Below are 15,937 nucleotides of genomic sequence, written 5' to 3' on the forward strand. Positions count from 1 at the left end.
GGACAGGCATGGACATTCTCGTTTCCACCGAATGGTTAGCCGGCGAAATCGGCAAGCCGGACCTGCGCATTCTGGACGCCAGCCTGTTCCTGCCCGGCACGCCGCGCGACCCGCGCGCCGAGTTTGAGGCGGCGCATATCCCCGGCGCGGCCTTCATGGACCTGCCGACGCTGGCCGACCCGGACGATCCAACGCCGGGAATGCTGCCATCCGACGCGATGATGACGCAGCGGGCGCAGGCTTTGGGTATCGACCCCGACAGCCGCATCATCGTTTATGACAACAGCCCCACGCACAGCGCGGCGCGCGGGTGGTGGATGATACGCCTCTATGGCCTTGGCGCGTCGGTCGCCATCCTTGACGGCGGCCTGCCCAAATGGGTGGCGGAAGGGCGCGCGACGCAGAGCGGCGCGGCGACGCCCGCACCCGGCAATGCGATTGCCCGTCGCGCGGGCGGGCAGGTGGCGACCAAAGCGGACGTCCTCACCAATATCGCGTCGAGCGAGGCTCAGGTGCTGGACGCGCGCGGCGCGGGGCGATTTACCGGCGCGGAGGCAGAGCCACGCCCCGGCATGGTGTCGGGCCATATCCCCGGTTCCCGCAACCTGCCATCATCCGCGCTGTTCCATGCCGATAACAGACTGAAATCTAAAGACGAACTGCGCGCCTTGTTCACCAGCGCGGGGATCGACATCGGCCGCCCGGTCATCACCACCTGCGGCAGCGGCGTCACCGCCGCCATCCTGCTTGCGGGGCTGGAACTGGTCGGCAATCGCGATGTGACGCTGTATGACGGCAGCTGGTCGGAATGGGGATTCGATCCCGCCACGCCCAAGGCGACGGGCGCAGCATGAGCGAGAGCGAGTCCGGCAAGGATGAGCGCAGGCCGCTGACGAAGCTGGCGCAGGCCGGGCGCAAGCCGGAATGGACGGGGATGCCCGGCCAGCCCGGCGCGATCGTCAGCCCCCCGGTCTGGCGCGCGTCCACCATCCTCTACGACGATGTCGCCCATCTGCGCCGCGCGGCGGGCAGCAGCACCCACGAACGGCTGTTCTACGGGCGCAAGGGGACACCGACGGCATGGTCCCTGGCCGACGCGCTCACCGAAATGGAGCCGGGCGCGGAAGGGACGATGCTGTTCCCGTCGGGCGTCGCGGCCATCGCCTGCGCGCTGATGGCGGTGCTGAAACCGGGCGACACGCTGCTGATGGTCGACAGCGCATATGACCCGACCCGCAATTTTTGCGAGCATATCCTGCGTCCTTACGGTATCGAAACAATCTATTACGATCCGCGCGACACTGTCCATCTCGCTGTCCATCTTAGCGATGAAAAAGTGCGCGCGATTTTCCTCGAAAGCCCCGGCAGCCTGACGTTCGAGGTGCAGGACGTTCCCGCCATCACCGCCATGGCGCGCGATCGTGGCGTCGTCACTCTGCTCGACAATACATGGGCGACACCGCTGTTTTTCCCGGCTTTGTCGCACGGCGTCGACATCAGCATATTGGCCTGCACCAAATATATCGTCGGCCATAGCGACGTGATGATGGGCAGCGTCACGGCCACCCCCGACTGGTTCGGCAAGCTGCGCCAGACCGCCTATCTATTCGGCCAGATGGTCAGCCCCGACGATGCCTGGCTTGCCGCGCGCGGGCTGCGCACGTTGGGCGTGCGCCTGAAACAGCATCAGGACAGCGCGCTTGCCATTGCCCATTGGCTCAAGGATCGCCCCGAAGTCGCGCGCGTCCTCCACCCCGCTTTGCCCGACTGCCCCGGCCATGACCTGTGGCGGCGCGACTTTAGCGGATCGACCGGCTTGTTCAGCTTCGTCCTGAACGGCGGCGATGATGCGGCGCGCGCGGCGCTGATCGACGGTCTGGCCCATTTCGGCATTGGCTATAGCTGGGGCGGGTTCGAAAGCCTTGCCCTGCCCATCGACCCGGCCCGCTACCGCAGCGCGACGAATTGGGAAGCGGAAGGTCCGGCCATCCGTCTGCATATCGGGCTGGAGGATACAGACGACCTGATCGCCGATCTGGACGCGGGGCTGGCCCGCTTCGCCCAAGTGCGCGGTTGATGCCCGGTTTTGCTACCCTGCTGGCCCGCGTGCCTGATGAAGGCGGCATCGTCCATCCGCTGCTCGCGCTCGCGCTCGCGCTGCTGCTTCATCTTGCCGCCGCAGGCCTTGCCCGCTTCGCTGCCCCGCGTTTGGCCGTCCACGCCCATGTCCTGGGGGAAGGCTTTGCCCAGCGGCTCCGCGCCATGCTGCGCTATGCCATTTCCGCCCTGCTGATCGGCATCGCCACGGCCTTCTGGCCCCATGAATCGGTCGGCCACCTCATCCTTGGCATTGGTCTTGGCCTCTCCATAGCCTTGCTGGCGGCGCTGGCGTTGCGCGCTCTAGCCATTCCGCGCTGGGCCGTGCTGCCGCTGGCGCTGCTGCTGTTCCTCAGCATCGTGTCAGGGACCAGCGGCGGGCTGGCCCCGGTCGGTGCGATGCTCGACACGGTCGGCATCAGCCTGGGCAAGCGGCGCGTCACTGTGCTGGGCATATTGTCGATTGCGGCCACTTGTGTCGCGCTGTTCGCGCTGGTGCGCCTGGCCAACCGGCTGATCGGCCGTTCCATTGGGCGCGCAGACGGTTTCGACCCGACGCAAAAGCTGCTGGCGCAGAAACTGGCCGCCATCGTCGTGATCGTCGCGGCCTTCTTCATCGGCGTCGACCTGCTGGGCATCGACCTGACGGCCTTTGCCGTATTCTCCGGGGCGCTGGGTCTGGCCGTGGGTTTTGGCCTGCAAAAAACCTTTGGCAATCTGATCGCGGGCATCATCCTGCTGATGGACCGTTCGATCAAGCCGGGGGACGTGATCGTCGTGGGCGACAGTTTCGGCTGGGTGAACAAGATCGGCGTGCGCGCCGTCAGCGTCATCACCCGCGACGGCAAGGAACATCTGATCCCCAACGAAAATCTGATGACGCAGGAAGTGGAAAACTGGTCCTATTCCGACCGCAACGTCCGCGTGCGGATTCCCGTGGGCGTGGGCTATGACAGCGACCTGACGCTGGCGCAGGATCTGATGCGGCAGGCGGCGCTGGACTGCAAGCGGGTGCTGCGCGAACCCGAACCCAATGTCTGGCTGACCGGCTTTGGCGAAAGCCGGATCGAACATGATATATTGGTGTGGATCAGCGACCCGGAAGGCGGCGTGGGCAATGTGAAGTCGGACGTGCTGAACCGGCTGTGGCATTTGTTCAAGGATGCCGGGATCACCATCCCCTACCCCCAGCGCGTGGTTCATGCCGCGCCGGTGGCGATGGTGTCGCCGCCCACCCCCGACCTTTCGGCCACTCCATAGCTTTACGGGTCGCGCCGCCGCGCGCTTGTGCCTATATCGGCCCCATGTCGATGCTGCTGCCCGTTCTGGTCTTTCTCGTCACGCTCGCGGCGATGGAGGGGTTCGCCTATGTCATGCACCGTTGGGTCATGCACGGCCCCGGCTGGTTCCTGCACGCCAGCCACCACCGCCCGCGGTTGGGCTTTTGGGAAGCCAACGATCTCTATTTCGTGATCTTTGCGCTGCCGTCCATCATCCTGCTGCTGGGCGGCGTGCAATGGGGCTGGGGCAGCCTGGCCACGGCCTGTGGCGCGGGGATCGCGGCCTATGGCGCGATCTATCTGGGCTTCCACGACATCATCGTGCATCAGCGGGTGAGGAACCGCTACGTCGCCCGATCCCCCTATATGAAGCGGATCGTGCAGGCGCACCGGCTGCACCATGTGGTCGAGACGAAGGAAGGCACGGTCAGCTTCGGCTTCCTCGTCGCACCGCGCCCGGAGGATCTGAAACGCGAACTGGCCCGCCGCAATCGCGCCGGGGTACGCGCGGCGCGCCCCGGACGCGAGTGAGGATCAGGAAAACTGCGTCGATTCAAACCGCACCGGCTCGCCGATGGCGGCGCTGGCCAGCGCATCTTCCCACATCACGCGATGGCCGCGAATGATGGTGCCGATCGCCTTGCCGGTCAGTTCATCCCCCTCATAGGGCGACCAGTTGCAGCGCGACGACAGCCAGTCGCTGCCCACGGTCCAGCGCTTCTTCAAATCCACCACGGTGAAGTCGGCGTCATAGCCCAGCGCGATGCGGCCCTTGCCGGTCAGGCCGAACACACGCTGCGGACCCGATGAGGTCAGTTCGATGAAGCGACGCAGCGACAGCCGCCCTTCCGCCACATGGTTGAGCAGCAACGGCACCAAAGTCTGCACGCCGGGCATACCGCTGGGGCTGGAAGGATAGGGCTTGGCCTTTTCCTCGATCGTGTGGGGGGCATGGTCGCTGCCCAGCACGTCGGGGACGCCCTGATTGAGCCAGTGCCACAGGCCGTCGCGATGCGCCGCACTGCGGATCGGCGGGTTCATCTGCGCATAGGTGCCAAGGCGCGGATAGGCGTCCTCCCCCGCCAGCGTCAGATGCTGGGGCGTGACTTCGCAGGTGGCGATGTCCTTGTTCTGCGCGATATATTCCAGCTCGGCGGGCGTGGTGATGTGCAATATGTGGATGCGGCGGCGCGCCTTGCGGGCCAGTGCGATGATGCGTTTGGTGGCGATCATCGCGCTTTCATCGTCGCGCCAGACCGGGTGCGTCGACGGGTCGCCCGCCAGCGCATGGACCTTGCGCGCGTTCATCCGCGCCTCATCCTCGGCATGGATGGCGACGCGGCGAGTGCCGCTGGCCAGCACGCGCGACAGGGCGTCGTCATCGTCCACCAGCAGGCTGCCGGTCGACGCGCCCATGAAAATCTTGACCCCCGACGTGCCGGGGATGCGTTCCAGTTCCCGCAACTGTTCGGCATTGTCCGCCGTCGCGCCGACATAGAAAGCATGGTCGCACCACATGCGATGATGGGCGCGGGCCAGCTTGTCATGCACCCGCTCCGCCGTGTCGGTATTGGGATTGGTGTTGGGCATTTCGAAAACGGCGGTGATGCCGCCCAGCACAGCGGACCGGCTGCCCGATTCGAGGTCTTCCTTATGTTCCAGCCCCGGTTCGCGGAAATGGACCTGGCTGTCGATGCAGCCGGGCAGCACGTCCAGCCCCGTGCAGTCGATCACTTCGCCCGCATCGCCTAGGCTGATGCCGATCGCTACGATTTTGCCGCCGCGCACGCCTACGTCCACTTGCTCCGCGCCGCCCGGCGTATGGACGGTGCCGTTTTTGAGGATCAGGTCGTAGCTCTGGGTCATTGGGCGCTCCGTCAAAATGTCCGTTCGCCCTGAGCGAAGTCGAAGGGCCGTGCCGAACGCAGTGAGGCCTTCACGATGTTCAGGCAAGGGCTTTGACTTCGCTCAGCCCGAACGGGTTGGTAATTGGGCGCTTCTGTCCTACCTAAAGCCGATGACCGGCACCACCCTAACCGACCGCGCGATCCTGAGAATTTCAGGGGAAGAAGCGCGCCCCTTCCTGCAAGGCTTGCTGACTCGCGATGTTTTGACGCTCAAAACAGGGGAGGCGCGCTGGACCGGGCTGCTGACGCCGCAGGGCAAGGCGCTGTTCGATTTCATCCTGTGGGGTGATGACGACGCCGTGCTGATCGATTGCGAAGCGGCGCAGTCGGGAGCGCTGGCGCGGCGGCTGACCCTCTATCGGTTGCGGCGCAAGGTCGTGGTTGCGCGCGACGAGTCGCTGGCGGTGCATTGGGTGCCAGATGCAGCGGACAAGCCGACCGATCCGCGCCTGCCTGCGCTCGGCCATCGCTGGATCGCGGCCCCGGATGGTGGCGACGCGGCGGCGGCGTTTCGCGCGCATCGGCTGGCGCTGGGCGTGTTCGAGGGGGCGGCGGAGTTGGGGCAGGACCAGACATTGTGGTTGGAAACCAATGCCGGGGAACTGGCCGGGGTCGATTATGACAAGGGCTGCTATGTCGGGCAGGAAAATACCGCGCGGATGCATTATCGCGCCAAGGTGAACCGGCGGCTGGTCGCGGTGCCGCTGGCCCAGGCGGACGAAAAGCGCCAGCGGGCGGCATGGCCGGACATGGACCTGTCGATCGAATTGCGGCGTGTCGAAACGCTCGACCCCGCTACCCTGCCCGGCTGGCTGGCGGCGGCCGTCGCGGCGCAGGCGACGGCGGAATGAGGCGGCTCTGGATTGCGCTGCTGGGCCTGACGCTCGCCACGCCGGCGCTGGCCGATACGCCATGGAAGCTGATCGCCACCTACCCCCATGACGCGACTGCCTTTACCGAGGGGCTGTTCGTGCATGATGGCGCGCTCTACGAAAGCACGGGGCTGGAGGGGCAATCGGAGATACGCAAGGTGCGGCTGAAGGATGGCAAGGTGATCCAGCGGCGCGTGCTGGAACCGCGCTATTTTGGCGAGGGGATCGTCAACTGGGGAGACCGGATCATCAGCCTGACCTGGCGGCATGGTCAGGGCTTCGTCTGGAACCTCAGGGCTTTTTCGCCGGTCGGCCGCTTTCGCTACGATGGCGAAGGCTGGGGCATGACGCAGGATGGCCGTAGCCTGATCATGAGCGATGGGACGGCGCAATTGCGCTTCCTCGATCCAGTGAAGCTGACCGAACAACGCCGCATCACCGTGACATGGAACGGGCGCGCGGTGGAACGGCTCAATGAACTGGAATATGTGCGCGGCGAGATATGGGCCAATATCTGGTACGAAACCAAGATCGCGCGGATCGACCCGGCCACCGGCGCGGTGATCGACTGGATCGACATCGGCGCGCTGCGCAAGGCGGCGGGGGTCCGTGATACGGAGGCGGTGGCGAACGGCATCGCTTATGACGCGGCAAAGGACCGGATCTTCGTGACGGGCAAGAATTGGCCCAAGCTGTTCGAGATACGGGTGGGGAAGTGACCCACTGATCCTCCCCTTGCAGGGTAGGGGGACCGTTTGCGTAGCAAATGGCGGAGGGGTGTCGCCCTATCGACAGGGTGACACCCCTCCGTCTGGCCTGCGGCCATCCACCTCCCCTTGCAGGGGAGGATTATTTTAGCGCTTCCACCGCGCCCAGATGGCCGTGGGCAATAACAGCCCGCGCGCTTCTTCCCGCACCGCCAGTTCGCCCACTTCGACTTCGCCGGGCAAATCCGCGAACGCCTGACGCAACAATTCGCCGATCGCCAGCGCCGACATGCGCACGGCATAGACGGTCAGGAACAGGAAGCGGCTGTCGGCGTCGAGCAGCTGACGGCAATTGGCGATGAGTGCGGGGAGGTCTTCCTCCAGACGCCAGATTTCGCCATCGGGACCGCGCCCATATTTGGGCGGGTCGAGCAATATGCCGTCATAGCGGCGATTGCGGCGCACTTCGCGGGCGACGAACTTGGCGGCATCCTCGACGATCCAGCGGACGGGCCGGTCGGCCATGCCCGACAGGTCGGCATTGGCGCGCGCCTGCGCCACCGATTTCTTCGACGCATCGACATGGACCATGCGCGCGCCGCTGGCCGACATGGCGAGCGTGCCGACGCCGGTATAGCCGAACAGGTTCATGACTTCGGCGTCTGGCTTGTCGGCGGTGCGTTCCCGCATCCAGTCCCATACCGGGGCCATGTCCGGGAAAAATCCCAGATGGCGGAAGGGGGTGCAGCTCGACTGGAACGTCACTTCGTTCCATTTGAGCGGCCAGCCATCGGCCGGGACGGGCGTGTCATAATACCAGCGACCGCCGCCTTCATCGTCCGATCCGGGGACGAATTCGCCATCCGCTTTCCAATCGTCGGCCGCGGGCGCCCACATCGCCTGCGGTTCGGGGCGAATGAAGCGGTAGCGGCCATAGTGCTCCAGCTTGCGCCCGTTACCCGAATCGATCAGGCCATAATCGGCCCAGGGTTCGCCGATGAGGGTTTGCAACTGCACGACGCTCAGCCGCGCGGCGTCGCGCGTTCGGCGACATAGGCAGTCACCGCCTCGAACGTGCCGGGCAGTTTGACATAATGTTCCTCACGCGCAAACAGGTCGCCCACGCGCGCGGGCAGCGGCGGCCGGGTGCCGGTCGCCCGTTCCACGGCGTCGCGGAACTTGGCGGCATGGGCCGTCGCCAGCGTGACGACGGGGATGGAAGGGTCCAGATCGGCCGCGCGCGCGGCGGCCAGGCCAATGGCAGTGTGCGGATCGATGATCTGCCCCGCGCCATCATAGGCCCAGCGCATCGCCATGGTCATGCCATCGGCGTCGATCCGGGCGGAGGTGAACAGATGGCTTGCGCCTTCGCGTTGCGCATTGGTCAGGCGCATCGCCCGGCTGGATTCGAAACCGCCCATCTGCGCGGCCAGCGCCAGCCCGTCGCGCCCGCCCGCGTCGAACAACAACCGCTCGAAATTGGAGCTGACCTGAATGTCCATGCTGGGGGTGGCAGTCGGCACCACCTGCCCCTGGCTATAATCGCCATCGGACAAGGCACGGTGCAGGATGTCGTTGACGTTGGTGGCGACGATCAGCTTTGCAACCGGCAGGCCCATTTTCGCGGCGACATAGCCGGCGAACACGTCCCCGAAATTGCCGGTCGGGACCGCAAAGGCGATGGGCCGTTCGGGCGCGCCCAGGCGCACGGCGGCGTAGAAATAATAGACCACCTGCGCCATCAGCCGCGCCCAGTTGATCGAATTGACGGCGGACAGGTTGAACCGGCGCTTGAAATCCGCGTCGTTGAACATGCGCTTCACCATCGCCTGCGCATCGTCGAAGCTGCCCTCGATCGCGATATTATAGACGTTGGGCGCGCGCACGGTGGTCATCTGCCGCCGCTGCACGTCCGACACCTTGCCTTCGGGATGCAGCATGAAGATGTCGATCTTCTCCCGCCCTGCCACTGCGTCGATCGCCGCCGATCCGGTATCGCCCGATGTCGCGCCGACAATGGTCAGATGATCGTCGCGGCGCGACAGGAAACGTTCGAACAATTGTCCCAGCAATTGCAGCGCCACATCCTTGAACGCCAGCGTGGGACCATGGAACAGTTCCAGCATCCAGTGCTGATTGTCCATCTGGACCAGCGGAGTCACGGCCTGATGACTGAAGCGGCCATAGGCGGCCACGCATAATTCACGCAGTTCGTCGGGCGTCAGCGATCCCGCGACGAAGGGGGTCATGACCCGGACCGCCGTTTCGACATAGGACAGGCCCGCCAGCGCGGCTATTTCCTCGGCGGAAAATTGCGGCCAGCTTTCCGGCACATATAGCCCGCCATCGGACGCCAGCCCTGCCAGCGTCACATCCTCGAAACCGAGCGACGGCGCGCTCCCCCTGGTGCTTTGATATTGCATAATGGGATGGTGCGGTAGCGACCCGTGCGCCCATGGGCAAGTATTTACGGGGCTTTGGGCGCGTTCCGGCGGCGCAGGGCCAGAATATAGATGATGATCGCCACCCCCGCGAAGAAGAACCATTGCACGGCATAGGCCAGATGGTTGTTTGGCACGTCAGCGGCGCTGGGCGGTGCGCTGGGTTTCAGGCCTGCGGGCGCGGCGCGGGCAATGAGCATCGGGCGCAGCGGCATGGCCTTGCCGCCGATGCGGGATATGAGGGCGCGGTGGTCCGGCTCCTGGCTGATCCAGCCTGTGACCTGCCCGCCGGTCCAGTTCGGCTTCGCGTCCGGTCGCTGGGTCACGCCGACCGCGACCAATGCACCCGGCCCTTCTGCGCCGGTGTTGCATTGGGCGATATGGCGATAGCCGGTCGATCCATCAGCGGCGCGGCCTGCCTCCACCTGCCAGCCCACGACACGCAGGCAATGGAGCGAGGAAGGGCGAAACAATATGTCGGCAGTAACCGGCGGCAATTTGGGGAAAGCGACGGGTGGTTTGCCGGGATTGCTGGCGGCCAGCGCAAGCGCCTGCGCCTTTTCATCGCGGCGCTGGAACTGCCAGAAACCAAGCCCGATCATCACCAGCACGGCAAGGGCGACGATGATGGTCGGGATGAAGGGGATGCGCGCCTTGTTCATGCGTCCAGGCCTTTGCTTGCGATACGCCCTTCGCGTGCGCGGTTGCGATATTCCAGGATCAGCAGCGCGCCCTTGGCCACGCGCAGGCTGGCGACGACCGCAAGCGTGGTGAGCGGGGTCCATAGCAGGATATGCAGCCAGAGCGGCGGATGCGCCTTCAGCTCCAGCGTCAGGGCCAGCGCGACCATCACCGCGCCGACGATCAGCGTCAGGAAAGCGGCGGGACCGTCGCCGACGTTGAACTGCTCATAATCGAGCGCGCAGCCGGGGCAGGTGCGCGCGAATCGGACCGGCCCGTCGAACATGCCGCCCACGCCGCAACGCGGGCAGGCACCCTTTGCGGCATCGAGCAGCAACGGCGCGGCCGGGCGGGCAGTATCTGGGGGGCTGGTCATGACGCCACGCATAGCGCCCGGTGGCACAAAAGAAAACGGCCGGGGATGATGTCCCCGGCCGATATGTCTTTTGAAACTGTCGCGGTGATCAACCGTGGGTCGCTGCGCCCCAGCCACCCCAGACATAGATGGCGACGAACAGGAACAACCACACCACGTCGACGAAATGCCAATACCAGGCGGCCGCTTCGAAACCGAAATGCTGGCGCGGGGTGAAGTGGCCCTTATAGGCGCGGATCAGGTTGACGATCAGGAAGATCGTGCCGACCAGAACGTGGAACCCGTGGAAGCCGGTCGCCATGTAGAAGGCCGAACTGTAGGGGGTGCCGCCGAACGGGAACGGGGCGTGGGCATATTCATAAGCCTGCACGCAGGAGAAGATCGCGCCCAGAATGATGGTGCACCACAGACCCTTGATCATGCCGTCACGGTCGCCATGGATCAGCGCATGGTGCGACCAGGTGATGGTGGTGCCGGAGCAGAGCAGGATCAGCGTGTTGAGCAAGGGAAGCTCGAACGCATTCATGACTTCCACGCCCTTTGACGGGAACAGGCCATCAATGGGGGGCAGCGCGCTGGGGAACAGCGAGAAGTCGAAAAAGGCCCAGAACCAGCCGACGAAGAACATGACTTCCGACGCAATGAACAGGATCATGCCGTAGCGCAGATGGAGTTGCACCACGGGGGTATGGTCGCCCGCATGGGCTTCGGCCACGACATGCGCCCACCAGCTGTAGAAAGTGAACAGCACGCCAGCGAGGCCGAGCAGGAATACCCAGCCACCGCCCGCAGGCAGCGCGTCGGGGTGCATCCACATGATGCCGCCAAACGCCATGATCAGCACCGACATCGAACCGAACAACGGCCAGATGCTGGGCGGGAGAATGTGATAATCGTGGTTCTTGGCGCCTGCCATGACGTGCTCTTCCCTGTTCGCGTTATCGTTGCTTGCCTTAGCTTGCCTTCTTGCCCGGCTCAACCGGGTAGAATGTGTAGCTCAAGGTAATCTGTTGCGTGTCCTTGTTATCGGGATCTTCGAGGATCTTGGGATCGACGAAGTAGAGGACGGGCATCCGCACCTCCTGCCCCGGTTGCAAGGTCTGCTCGGTAAAGCAGAAACACTGGATCTTGGTGAAATAGGCGCCCGCCTGAGACGGCGTGACGTTGAAACTGGCGGTGCCGGTCACGGGCTTGTCCGACATGTTCTTGGCAATGAAGATCGCCATGTCCTTGCGCCCGACGGTGACGGTATCGGTCCGATGTTCGGGATAGAATTGCCACGGCATCCCCGGCTGGACATTGGAATCGAAGCGGATCGACATGGTATGGCCAGTCGCTTCGCGCACCTGCACATTCGCTGCTGCGCGCATGGTCGTGCCGCCAAAGCCGGTCTGTTCGCAAAAGATGCGATAGAGCGGCACCGACGCGAAGCCGAGCGCCAGCATCGACAGGCCCACGCCCGCCATCGCAACGAGCGTGCGGCGGTTGCGCCGGTCCCGGTCGAAGGGCGAAGGGGGCAATGTCGCCATCAGATATTATGGCTCACGCCGATCTTCGCCAGCGTAATGGCAAAGAAGAGAATGACGAGAAGGCCCAGGATCACGCCGGTGACGAGCGAACGCGATTTCTGGCGCGCGCGGATGATCTTTTCGTCTTCGGGGGTCATGCCAGCATCCAGCGGTCAACGACCACCGCTCCAAAGAGAAGGAAAAGATAGAGGATCGAATATTTGAACAGACGCCGTTCCGGGGTCATCCGCGCGGGGTCGCTTTCGCGGCGGCGATAGACCTGAAAGGCGAAGACCGCGAACAGCGCAGTGCCGAGCAGCGCGACCGTGCCATATAGCAGCCCGGTCAGGCGCAACAGCACGGGGGCCATCGCCGCGACCGCCATGATCGCGGTATAGAACCAGATCTGGCGACGGGTGGCGACTTCACCCGACACGACAGGCAGCATCGGAATGCCCGCAGCGGCATAGTCCGGCTTGGCGAACAGGGCGAGCGCCCAGAAATGCGGGGGCGTCCAGAAAAACACCAGCATGAACAGCGCAACCGGCAACGCGGACACATCGCCCGTCACCGCTGCCCAGCCGATCACGGGCGGAAAAGCCCCTGCCGCGCCTCCGATGACGATATTCTGCGCCGTCCGGGGCTTGAGCCAGATGGTGTAGACGAACACATAGAACAGGATCGACACGGCCAGGATGGCGGCGGCAAGGACGTTGGTCGCCATACCCATCAGGATGACCGAGAAGAAAGACAGGCCCACGCCGAAATGCAGCGCCGACGAACGGTCCATGCGCCCGGCGGGCAAGGGCCGGTTGGCGGTGCGCTTCATCTTGGCATCGACATCGACCTCATACCATTGGTTGAGGCTGGCCGCCGCACCCGCGCCCAGCGCGATGCACAGGATGGCCGTGAAGCCCAGGACCGGATGGATATGACCGGGCGCGGCCAACATTCCGCACAGGCCGATGAACACCACCAGCGTCATGACGCGCGGCTTGGTAAGCGCGAGGAAGTCGCGCCAGTGGGCCGTGATCGGGGCGGATGTCATCATCGCGGTCGTCATATCGGTTCCGGCCTCACCATGGAGGCATATAATAGGAGGGGGCGGGTTGTGGCACCCGCCCCCTCGATCATGTCAGTCGATGGCGCGATCAGTGATGCGCGGCATCGTCGATCACGGGCAGGGTTTCGAACTGGTGGAAGGGCGGCGGGCTGGACAGCGTCCATTCCAGCGTGGTCGCGCCTTCGCCCCAGGGATTGCCAGCCGCCTTCTTGCCGGCCGCAAGCGACCAGAAGATGTTGATGAAGAAGATCACCATGCCGGCAGCCATGATCTCATAGCCATGGGTGGCGAGCTGGTTCCACTTTTCAAAGGCGGCAGGATAATCGGGGTAGCGACGCGGCATACCCGACAGACCCAGGAAATGCATCGGAAAGAACAGCAGGTTCACGCCGACGAAGAACACCCAGAAATGCAGGTGACCCAGGAATTCATTATACATCCGCCCCGACATTTTGGGGAACCAGTAATAGAAGCCTGCAAACAGCGAGAACACAGCGCCCAGCGACAGGACGTAGTGGAAATGCGCCACGACATAATAGGTGTCGTGCAGCACGTCGTCCACGCCGCCATTGGCCAGCACAACGCCGGTCACGCCGCCCACGGTGAAGAGGAAGATGAAGCCCAGCGCCCACATCATGGGCGTTTTATAGGACATGGAACCGCCCCACATGGTCGCGATCCACGAAAAGATCTTGATGCCGGTGGGGACGGCGATGACCATCGTGGCGGCCGTGAAATACATCTTCACGTTCACCGACATGCCGGTGGTGAACATGTGGTGCGCCCACACGACGAAGCCGACGACACCGATCGCGACCATGGCATAGGCCATGCCGAGATAGCCGAACACCGGCTTGCGGCTGAAGGTCGAGATGATCTGGCTGACGATACCGAAGCCGGGCAGGATCATGATGTAGACTTCGGGGTGACCGAAGAACCAGAACAGATGCTGGTAGAGTTCAGGATCGCCGCCACCGGCCGCGTCGTAGAAGGTGGTGCCGAAGTTGCGATCGGTCAGCAGCATGGTGATGGCAGCGGCCAGCACGGGAAGCGCCAGCAGCAGCAGGAAGGCGGTGACCAGCACCGACCATACGAACAGCGGCATTTTGTGCAGGGTCATGCCCGGCGCGCGCATGTTGAGGATGGTGGTGATGAAGTTGACCGCACCCAGGATCGAGCCTGCGCCTGCGATATGCAGCGACAGGATCGCCATGTCGACCGCCGGGCCAGCCGAACCGCTGGTCGAGAGCGGGGCATAGACCGTCCAGCCCGTGCCAGCGCCATAGCCGGTGCCGCCAGGCACGAAGGCCGAGCCGAGCAGCAGCAGGAAGGCGGGGATGAGCAGCCAGAAGCTGATATTGTTCATGCGCGGGAAGGCCATGTCCGGCGCGCCGATCATGATCGGCACGAACCAGTTGCCAAAACCGCCGATGATCGCGGGCATCACCATGAAGAAGACCATGATGAGGCCGTGCGCGGTGATCAGCGCGTTCCACAGATGATAGGCCTGGTCGAGGCTGGCAGGCTCGGCACCCAGCAGCGAATGCTGGATATTGGCCCAGCCCTGGAGATACTGGATCCCCGGCTGCGCCAGCTCGACGCGCATCAGGCCGGAAATGGCACCACCCACGACCCCTGCGAAAATCGCGAAGATCAGGTAGAGAGTGCCGATATCCTTGTGGTTCGTGGACATGAACCAGCGCTGGAAGAAGGCCGGCTTGTGATCGGCGTCATGATGATCGTCATGAGCATGATCGCTATGATGATCTGCGGTAATGGTGGTCATGGCGTATCTGCCCTTACATCAAAGCTTGGCGTCAGCGGCGGGAGCGGCGGTGGCCGCAGCGACCGGCGCCGGTGCGGCAGGCGCCGCGCCTGCGGGCTTGCCGCCCTGCGACAACACCCACTGGTCGAACTGCGCGGGCGGCAATGCCTCGATCGCGATCGGCATGAAGCCGTGGCGCGCGCCGCACAGTTCCGAACACTGGCCGTAATAGACGCCCGGCTTTTCGATGGTGAAGCTCTTTTCATTGAGGCGGCCGGGGACCGCATCCATCTTCACCCAGAGCGAAGGCACCGCAAAGCTGTGGATCACGTCGGCGGCGGTGATGATCAGCTTGATCGGACGCCCGGCGGGCAGGACCAGACGGTTGTCGGCGGCCAGCTGATAGGGTTCGCCACCGGCCTTGGCCTGTTCGGCGGTCAGCATGTTCGACACGAATTCGGGGATGCCCGCGTCGGGATATTCATAACCCCAATACCATTGATATCCGGTGACCTTGACGGTCAGCGCATCCTTGGGTGCGGGCTTATACTGGTCGGCCAGCAGGCCGATGGACGGCACCGCGACGATCAGCAGGATGACGACGGGCGCTACGGTCCAGATCACCTCGATAAAGGTGTTGTGCGCGGTTTTCGACGCCACGGGATTCGCGCTGCGGCGGAAACGCACCATCGCATAGAGCATCAGCAGCAGAACGAAGATCGAGATTGCGAAGATCAGCGGCAGCAGCATCACGTCATGCAGCCAGCGTGCGGTATGCCCCGTGGAGGTAAACTGCTCCTGAAGGGTATATTCGCCCGGCTTTGGCATACCGATGCCTTCGGTCGGGCGCATACGCGGCGGCGCGGCGACCTTGGCCGCTGGCGCAGCTTCGGCAGCGTTCGCCGCCGAATCGGCCGGTGTGGCAGCCGCTGCTGCGTTCTCCGCAACCGGCGCAGCGAGCGCAGCATTGTCCTGCGCCTGCGCCTGACCGTTCATCGCGAGGGCTGGCGCAAATGCCAGCATCCCAGCGAGAACGAGCGATTTCACCTTTTTCATAGCGTCTTCTTACCCCGTAACCCCTTGGCGCCGCTGCAACGAAGACGCGCGTCATGCACGTCGTCCTCGCCCGGTCGGTTCTGCCGCGGCTTATAGGCATGGTTTTACCCCGCCTCAAGCTTCCATGACCAGATTTTCTTCGCTGTTGCAACGCCCCCTTTGGCCGCCTATTTCGCAGCAGCGC

17 protein-coding genes are annotated in these 15,937 nt (G+C 64.2%); 6 read left to right on the forward strand and 11 right to left on the reverse strand.

Annotation, left to right across the window (positions count from 1 at the left end):
* Positions 1-8 precede the first annotated feature (8 nt).
* From SPBM01_RS11040 to SPBM01_RS11055, 4 genes are read left to right on the forward strand one after another with little or no spacing between them, the layout of a single operon-like run.
* Entirely contained in the window at positions 9-854 is an 846-nt protein-coding gene (locus SPBM01_RS11040) for a sulfurtransferase (RefSeq protein ID WP_188061876.1), read from the forward strand.
* The gene (gene metC, locus SPBM01_RS11045) at positions 851-2,077 is read left to right on the forward strand and encodes a cystathionine beta-lyase (protein WP_188061877.1); all 1,227 of its coding nucleotides are present in this window, start codon (positions 851-853) and stop codon (positions 2,075-2,077) included. The genes SPBM01_RS11040 and metC overlap by 4 nt, the downstream gene beginning before the upstream one ends.
* A complete protein-coding gene (locus SPBM01_RS11050) occupies positions 2,077-3,357 on the forward strand; it encodes a mechanosensitive ion channel family protein (protein WP_188061878.1) in 1,281 nt (426 codons plus the stop codon). Before metC ends, SPBM01_RS11050 begins: the two co-directional genes overlap by 1 nt.
* 44 nt (positions 3,358-3,401) lie before the next feature.
* Complete coding sequence (locus SPBM01_RS11055) at positions 3,402-3,908, forward strand: sterol desaturase family protein (protein WP_188061879.1); 507 nt, start codon at positions 3,402-3,404, stop codon at positions 3,906-3,908.
* Between the two features lie 3 nt (positions 3,909-3,911).
* Here the strand turns inward: SPBM01_RS11055 and SPBM01_RS11060 are convergent, their stop codons facing one another.
* The gene (locus SPBM01_RS11060) at positions 3,912-5,243 is read right to left on the reverse strand and encodes a dihydroorotase (RefSeq protein ID WP_188061880.1); all 1,332 of its coding nucleotides are present in this window, start codon (positions 5,241-5,243) and stop codon (positions 3,912-3,914) included.
* Positions 5,244-5,394: 151 nt separating this feature from the next.
* On the opposite strand from SPBM01_RS11060, the gene SPBM01_RS11065 reads away from it, so the two are divergent.
* Both SPBM01_RS11065 and SPBM01_RS11070 read left to right on the forward strand, forming a co-directional pair.
* Complete coding sequence (locus SPBM01_RS11065; RefSeq protein ID WP_188061881.1) at positions 5,395-6,135, forward strand: YgfZ/GcvT domain-containing protein; 741 nt, start codon at positions 5,395-5,397, stop codon at positions 6,133-6,135.
* Complete coding sequence (locus tag SPBM01_RS11070) at positions 6,132-6,875, forward strand: glutaminyl-peptide cyclotransferase (protein WP_188061882.1); 744 nt, start codon at positions 6,132-6,134, stop codon at positions 6,873-6,875. The genes SPBM01_RS11065 and SPBM01_RS11070 overlap by 4 nt, the downstream gene beginning before the upstream one ends.
* A gap of 135 nt (positions 6,876-7,010) precedes the next feature.
* Here SPBM01_RS11070 and SPBM01_RS11075 read toward each other — a convergent pair whose 3' ends face one another.
* The 10 genes from SPBM01_RS11075 to coxB all read right to left on the reverse strand — a co-directional run bounded on the left by SPBM01_RS11075 (position 7,011) and on the right by coxB (position 15,753).
* A complete protein-coding gene (locus SPBM01_RS11075) occupies positions 7,011-7,880 on the reverse strand; it encodes a class I SAM-dependent methyltransferase (protein WP_188061883.1) in 870 nt (289 codons plus the stop codon).
* 5 nt (positions 7,881-7,885) lie between these two features.
* Complete coding sequence (thrC, locus tag SPBM01_RS11080) at positions 7,886-9,286, reverse strand: threonine synthase (protein ID WP_188061884.1); 1,401 nt, start codon at positions 9,284-9,286, stop codon at positions 7,886-7,888.
* A gap of 44 nt (positions 9,287-9,330) precedes the next feature.
* Entirely contained in the window at positions 9,331-9,966 is a 636-nt protein-coding gene (locus SPBM01_RS11085) for an SURF1 family protein (RefSeq protein ID WP_188061885.1), read from the reverse strand.
* Complete coding sequence (locus tag SPBM01_RS11090) at positions 9,963-10,361, reverse strand: DUF983 domain-containing protein (RefSeq protein ID WP_188061886.1); 399 nt, start codon at positions 10,359-10,361, stop codon at positions 9,963-9,965. Before SPBM01_RS11090 ends, SPBM01_RS11085 begins: the two co-directional genes overlap by 4 nt.
* 88 nt (positions 10,362-10,449) lie before the next feature.
* Complete coding sequence (locus SPBM01_RS11095) at positions 10,450-11,277, reverse strand: cytochrome c oxidase subunit 3 (protein ID WP_188061887.1); 828 nt, start codon at positions 11,275-11,277, stop codon at positions 10,450-10,452.
* A 37-nt stretch (positions 11,278-11,314) separates the two neighbouring features.
* Positions 11,315-11,890, reverse strand: a complete 576-nt coding sequence (locus SPBM01_RS11100) for a cytochrome c oxidase assembly protein (RefSeq protein WP_188061888.1) — start codon at positions 11,888-11,890, stop codon at positions 11,315-11,317.
* Positions 11,890-12,027 carry a hypothetical protein gene (locus SPBM01_RS11105; protein ID WP_188061889.1) on the reverse strand — a complete coding sequence of 46 codons (138 nt, stop codon included), beginning with the start codon at positions 12,025-12,027 and terminating at the stop codon, positions 11,890-11,892. The genes SPBM01_RS11100 and SPBM01_RS11105 overlap by 1 nt, the downstream gene beginning before the upstream one ends.
* The gene (locus tag SPBM01_RS11110; RefSeq protein ID WP_262504134.1) at positions 12,024-12,932 is read right to left on the reverse strand and encodes a heme o synthase; all 909 of its coding nucleotides are present in this window, start codon (positions 12,930-12,932) and stop codon (positions 12,024-12,026) included. Before SPBM01_RS11110 ends, SPBM01_RS11105 begins: the two co-directional genes overlap by 4 nt.
* 88 nt (positions 12,933-13,020) lie before the next feature.
* Positions 13,021-14,718 (reverse strand): cytochrome c oxidase subunit I, encoded by a 1,698-nt coding sequence (gene ctaD, locus SPBM01_RS11115; protein ID WP_188061891.1) that lies wholly within the window; start codon positions 14,716-14,718, stop codon positions 13,021-13,023.
* Positions 14,719-14,736: 18 nt separating this feature from the next.
* A complete protein-coding gene (gene coxB / locus SPBM01_RS11120; protein WP_188061892.1) occupies positions 14,737-15,753 on the reverse strand; it encodes a cytochrome c oxidase subunit II in 1,017 nt (338 codons plus the stop codon).
* Between the last annotated feature and the right edge of the window lie 184 nt (positions 15,754-15,937).

It is taken from the genome of Sphingobium sp. KCTC 72723, assembly GCF_014280435.1.
Classification (GTDB): domain Bacteria; phylum Pseudomonadota; class Alphaproteobacteria; order Sphingomonadales; family Sphingomonadaceae; genus Sphingobium.

Excerpts from the sequence above, each read along its gene's own strand:
- SPBM01_RS11040 (WP_188061876.1), top strand. The coding sequence starts at position 9 with ATGGACATTCTCGTTTCCACCGAATGGTTAGCCGGCGAAATCGGCAAG.
- metC (WP_188061877.1), top strand. The coding sequence starts at position 851 with ATGAGCGAGAGCGAGTCCGGCAAGGATGAGCGCAGGCCGCTGACGAAG.
- SPBM01_RS11050 (WP_188061878.1), top strand. The coding sequence starts at position 2,077 with ATGCCCGGTTTTGCTACCCTGCTGGCCCGCGTGCCTGATGAAGGCGGC.
- SPBM01_RS11055 (WP_188061879.1), top strand. The coding sequence starts at position 3,402 with ATGTCGATGCTGCTGCCCGTTCTGGTCTTTCTCGTCACGCTCGCGGCG.
- SPBM01_RS11060 (WP_188061880.1), bottom strand. The coding sequence starts at position 5,243 with ATGACCCAGAGCTACGACCTGATCCTCAAAAACGGCACCGTCCATACG.
- SPBM01_RS11065 (WP_188061881.1), top strand. The coding sequence starts at position 5,395 with ATGACCGGCACCACCCTAACCGACCGCGCGATCCTGAGAATTTCAGGG.
- SPBM01_RS11070 (WP_188061882.1), top strand. The coding sequence starts at position 6,132 with ATGAGGCGGCTCTGGATTGCGCTGCTGGGCCTGACGCTCGCCACGCCG.
- thrC (WP_188061884.1), bottom strand. The coding sequence starts at position 9,286 with ATGCAATATCAAAGCACCAGGGGGAGCGCGCCGTCGCTCGGTTTCGAG.
- SPBM01_RS11085 (WP_188061885.1), bottom strand. The coding sequence starts at position 9,966 with ATGAACAAGGCGCGCATCCCCTTCATCCCGACCATCATCGTCGCCCTT.
- SPBM01_RS11090 (WP_188061886.1), bottom strand. The coding sequence starts at position 10,361 with ATGACCAGCCCCCCAGATACTGCCCGCCCGGCCGCGCCGTTGCTGCTC.
- SPBM01_RS11095 (WP_188061887.1), bottom strand. The coding sequence starts at position 11,277 with ATGGCAGGCGCCAAGAACCACGATTATCACATTCTCCCGCCCAGCATC.
- SPBM01_RS11100 (WP_188061888.1), bottom strand. The coding sequence starts at position 11,890 with ATGGCGACATTGCCCCCTTCGCCCTTCGACCGGGACCGGCGCAACCGC.
- SPBM01_RS11105 (WP_188061889.1), bottom strand. The coding sequence starts at position 12,027 with ATGACCCCCGAAGACGAAAAGATCATCCGCGCGCGCCAGAAATCGCGT.
- SPBM01_RS11110 (WP_262504134.1), bottom strand. The coding sequence starts at position 12,932 with ATGACGACCGCGATGATGACATCCGCCCCGATCACGGCCCACTGGCGC.
- ctaD (WP_188061891.1), bottom strand. The coding sequence starts at position 14,718 with ATGACCACCATTACCGCAGATCATCATAGCGATCATGCTCATGACGAT.
- coxB (WP_188061892.1), bottom strand. The coding sequence starts at position 15,753 with ATGAAAAAGGTGAAATCGCTCGTTCTCGCTGGGATGCTGGCATTTGCG.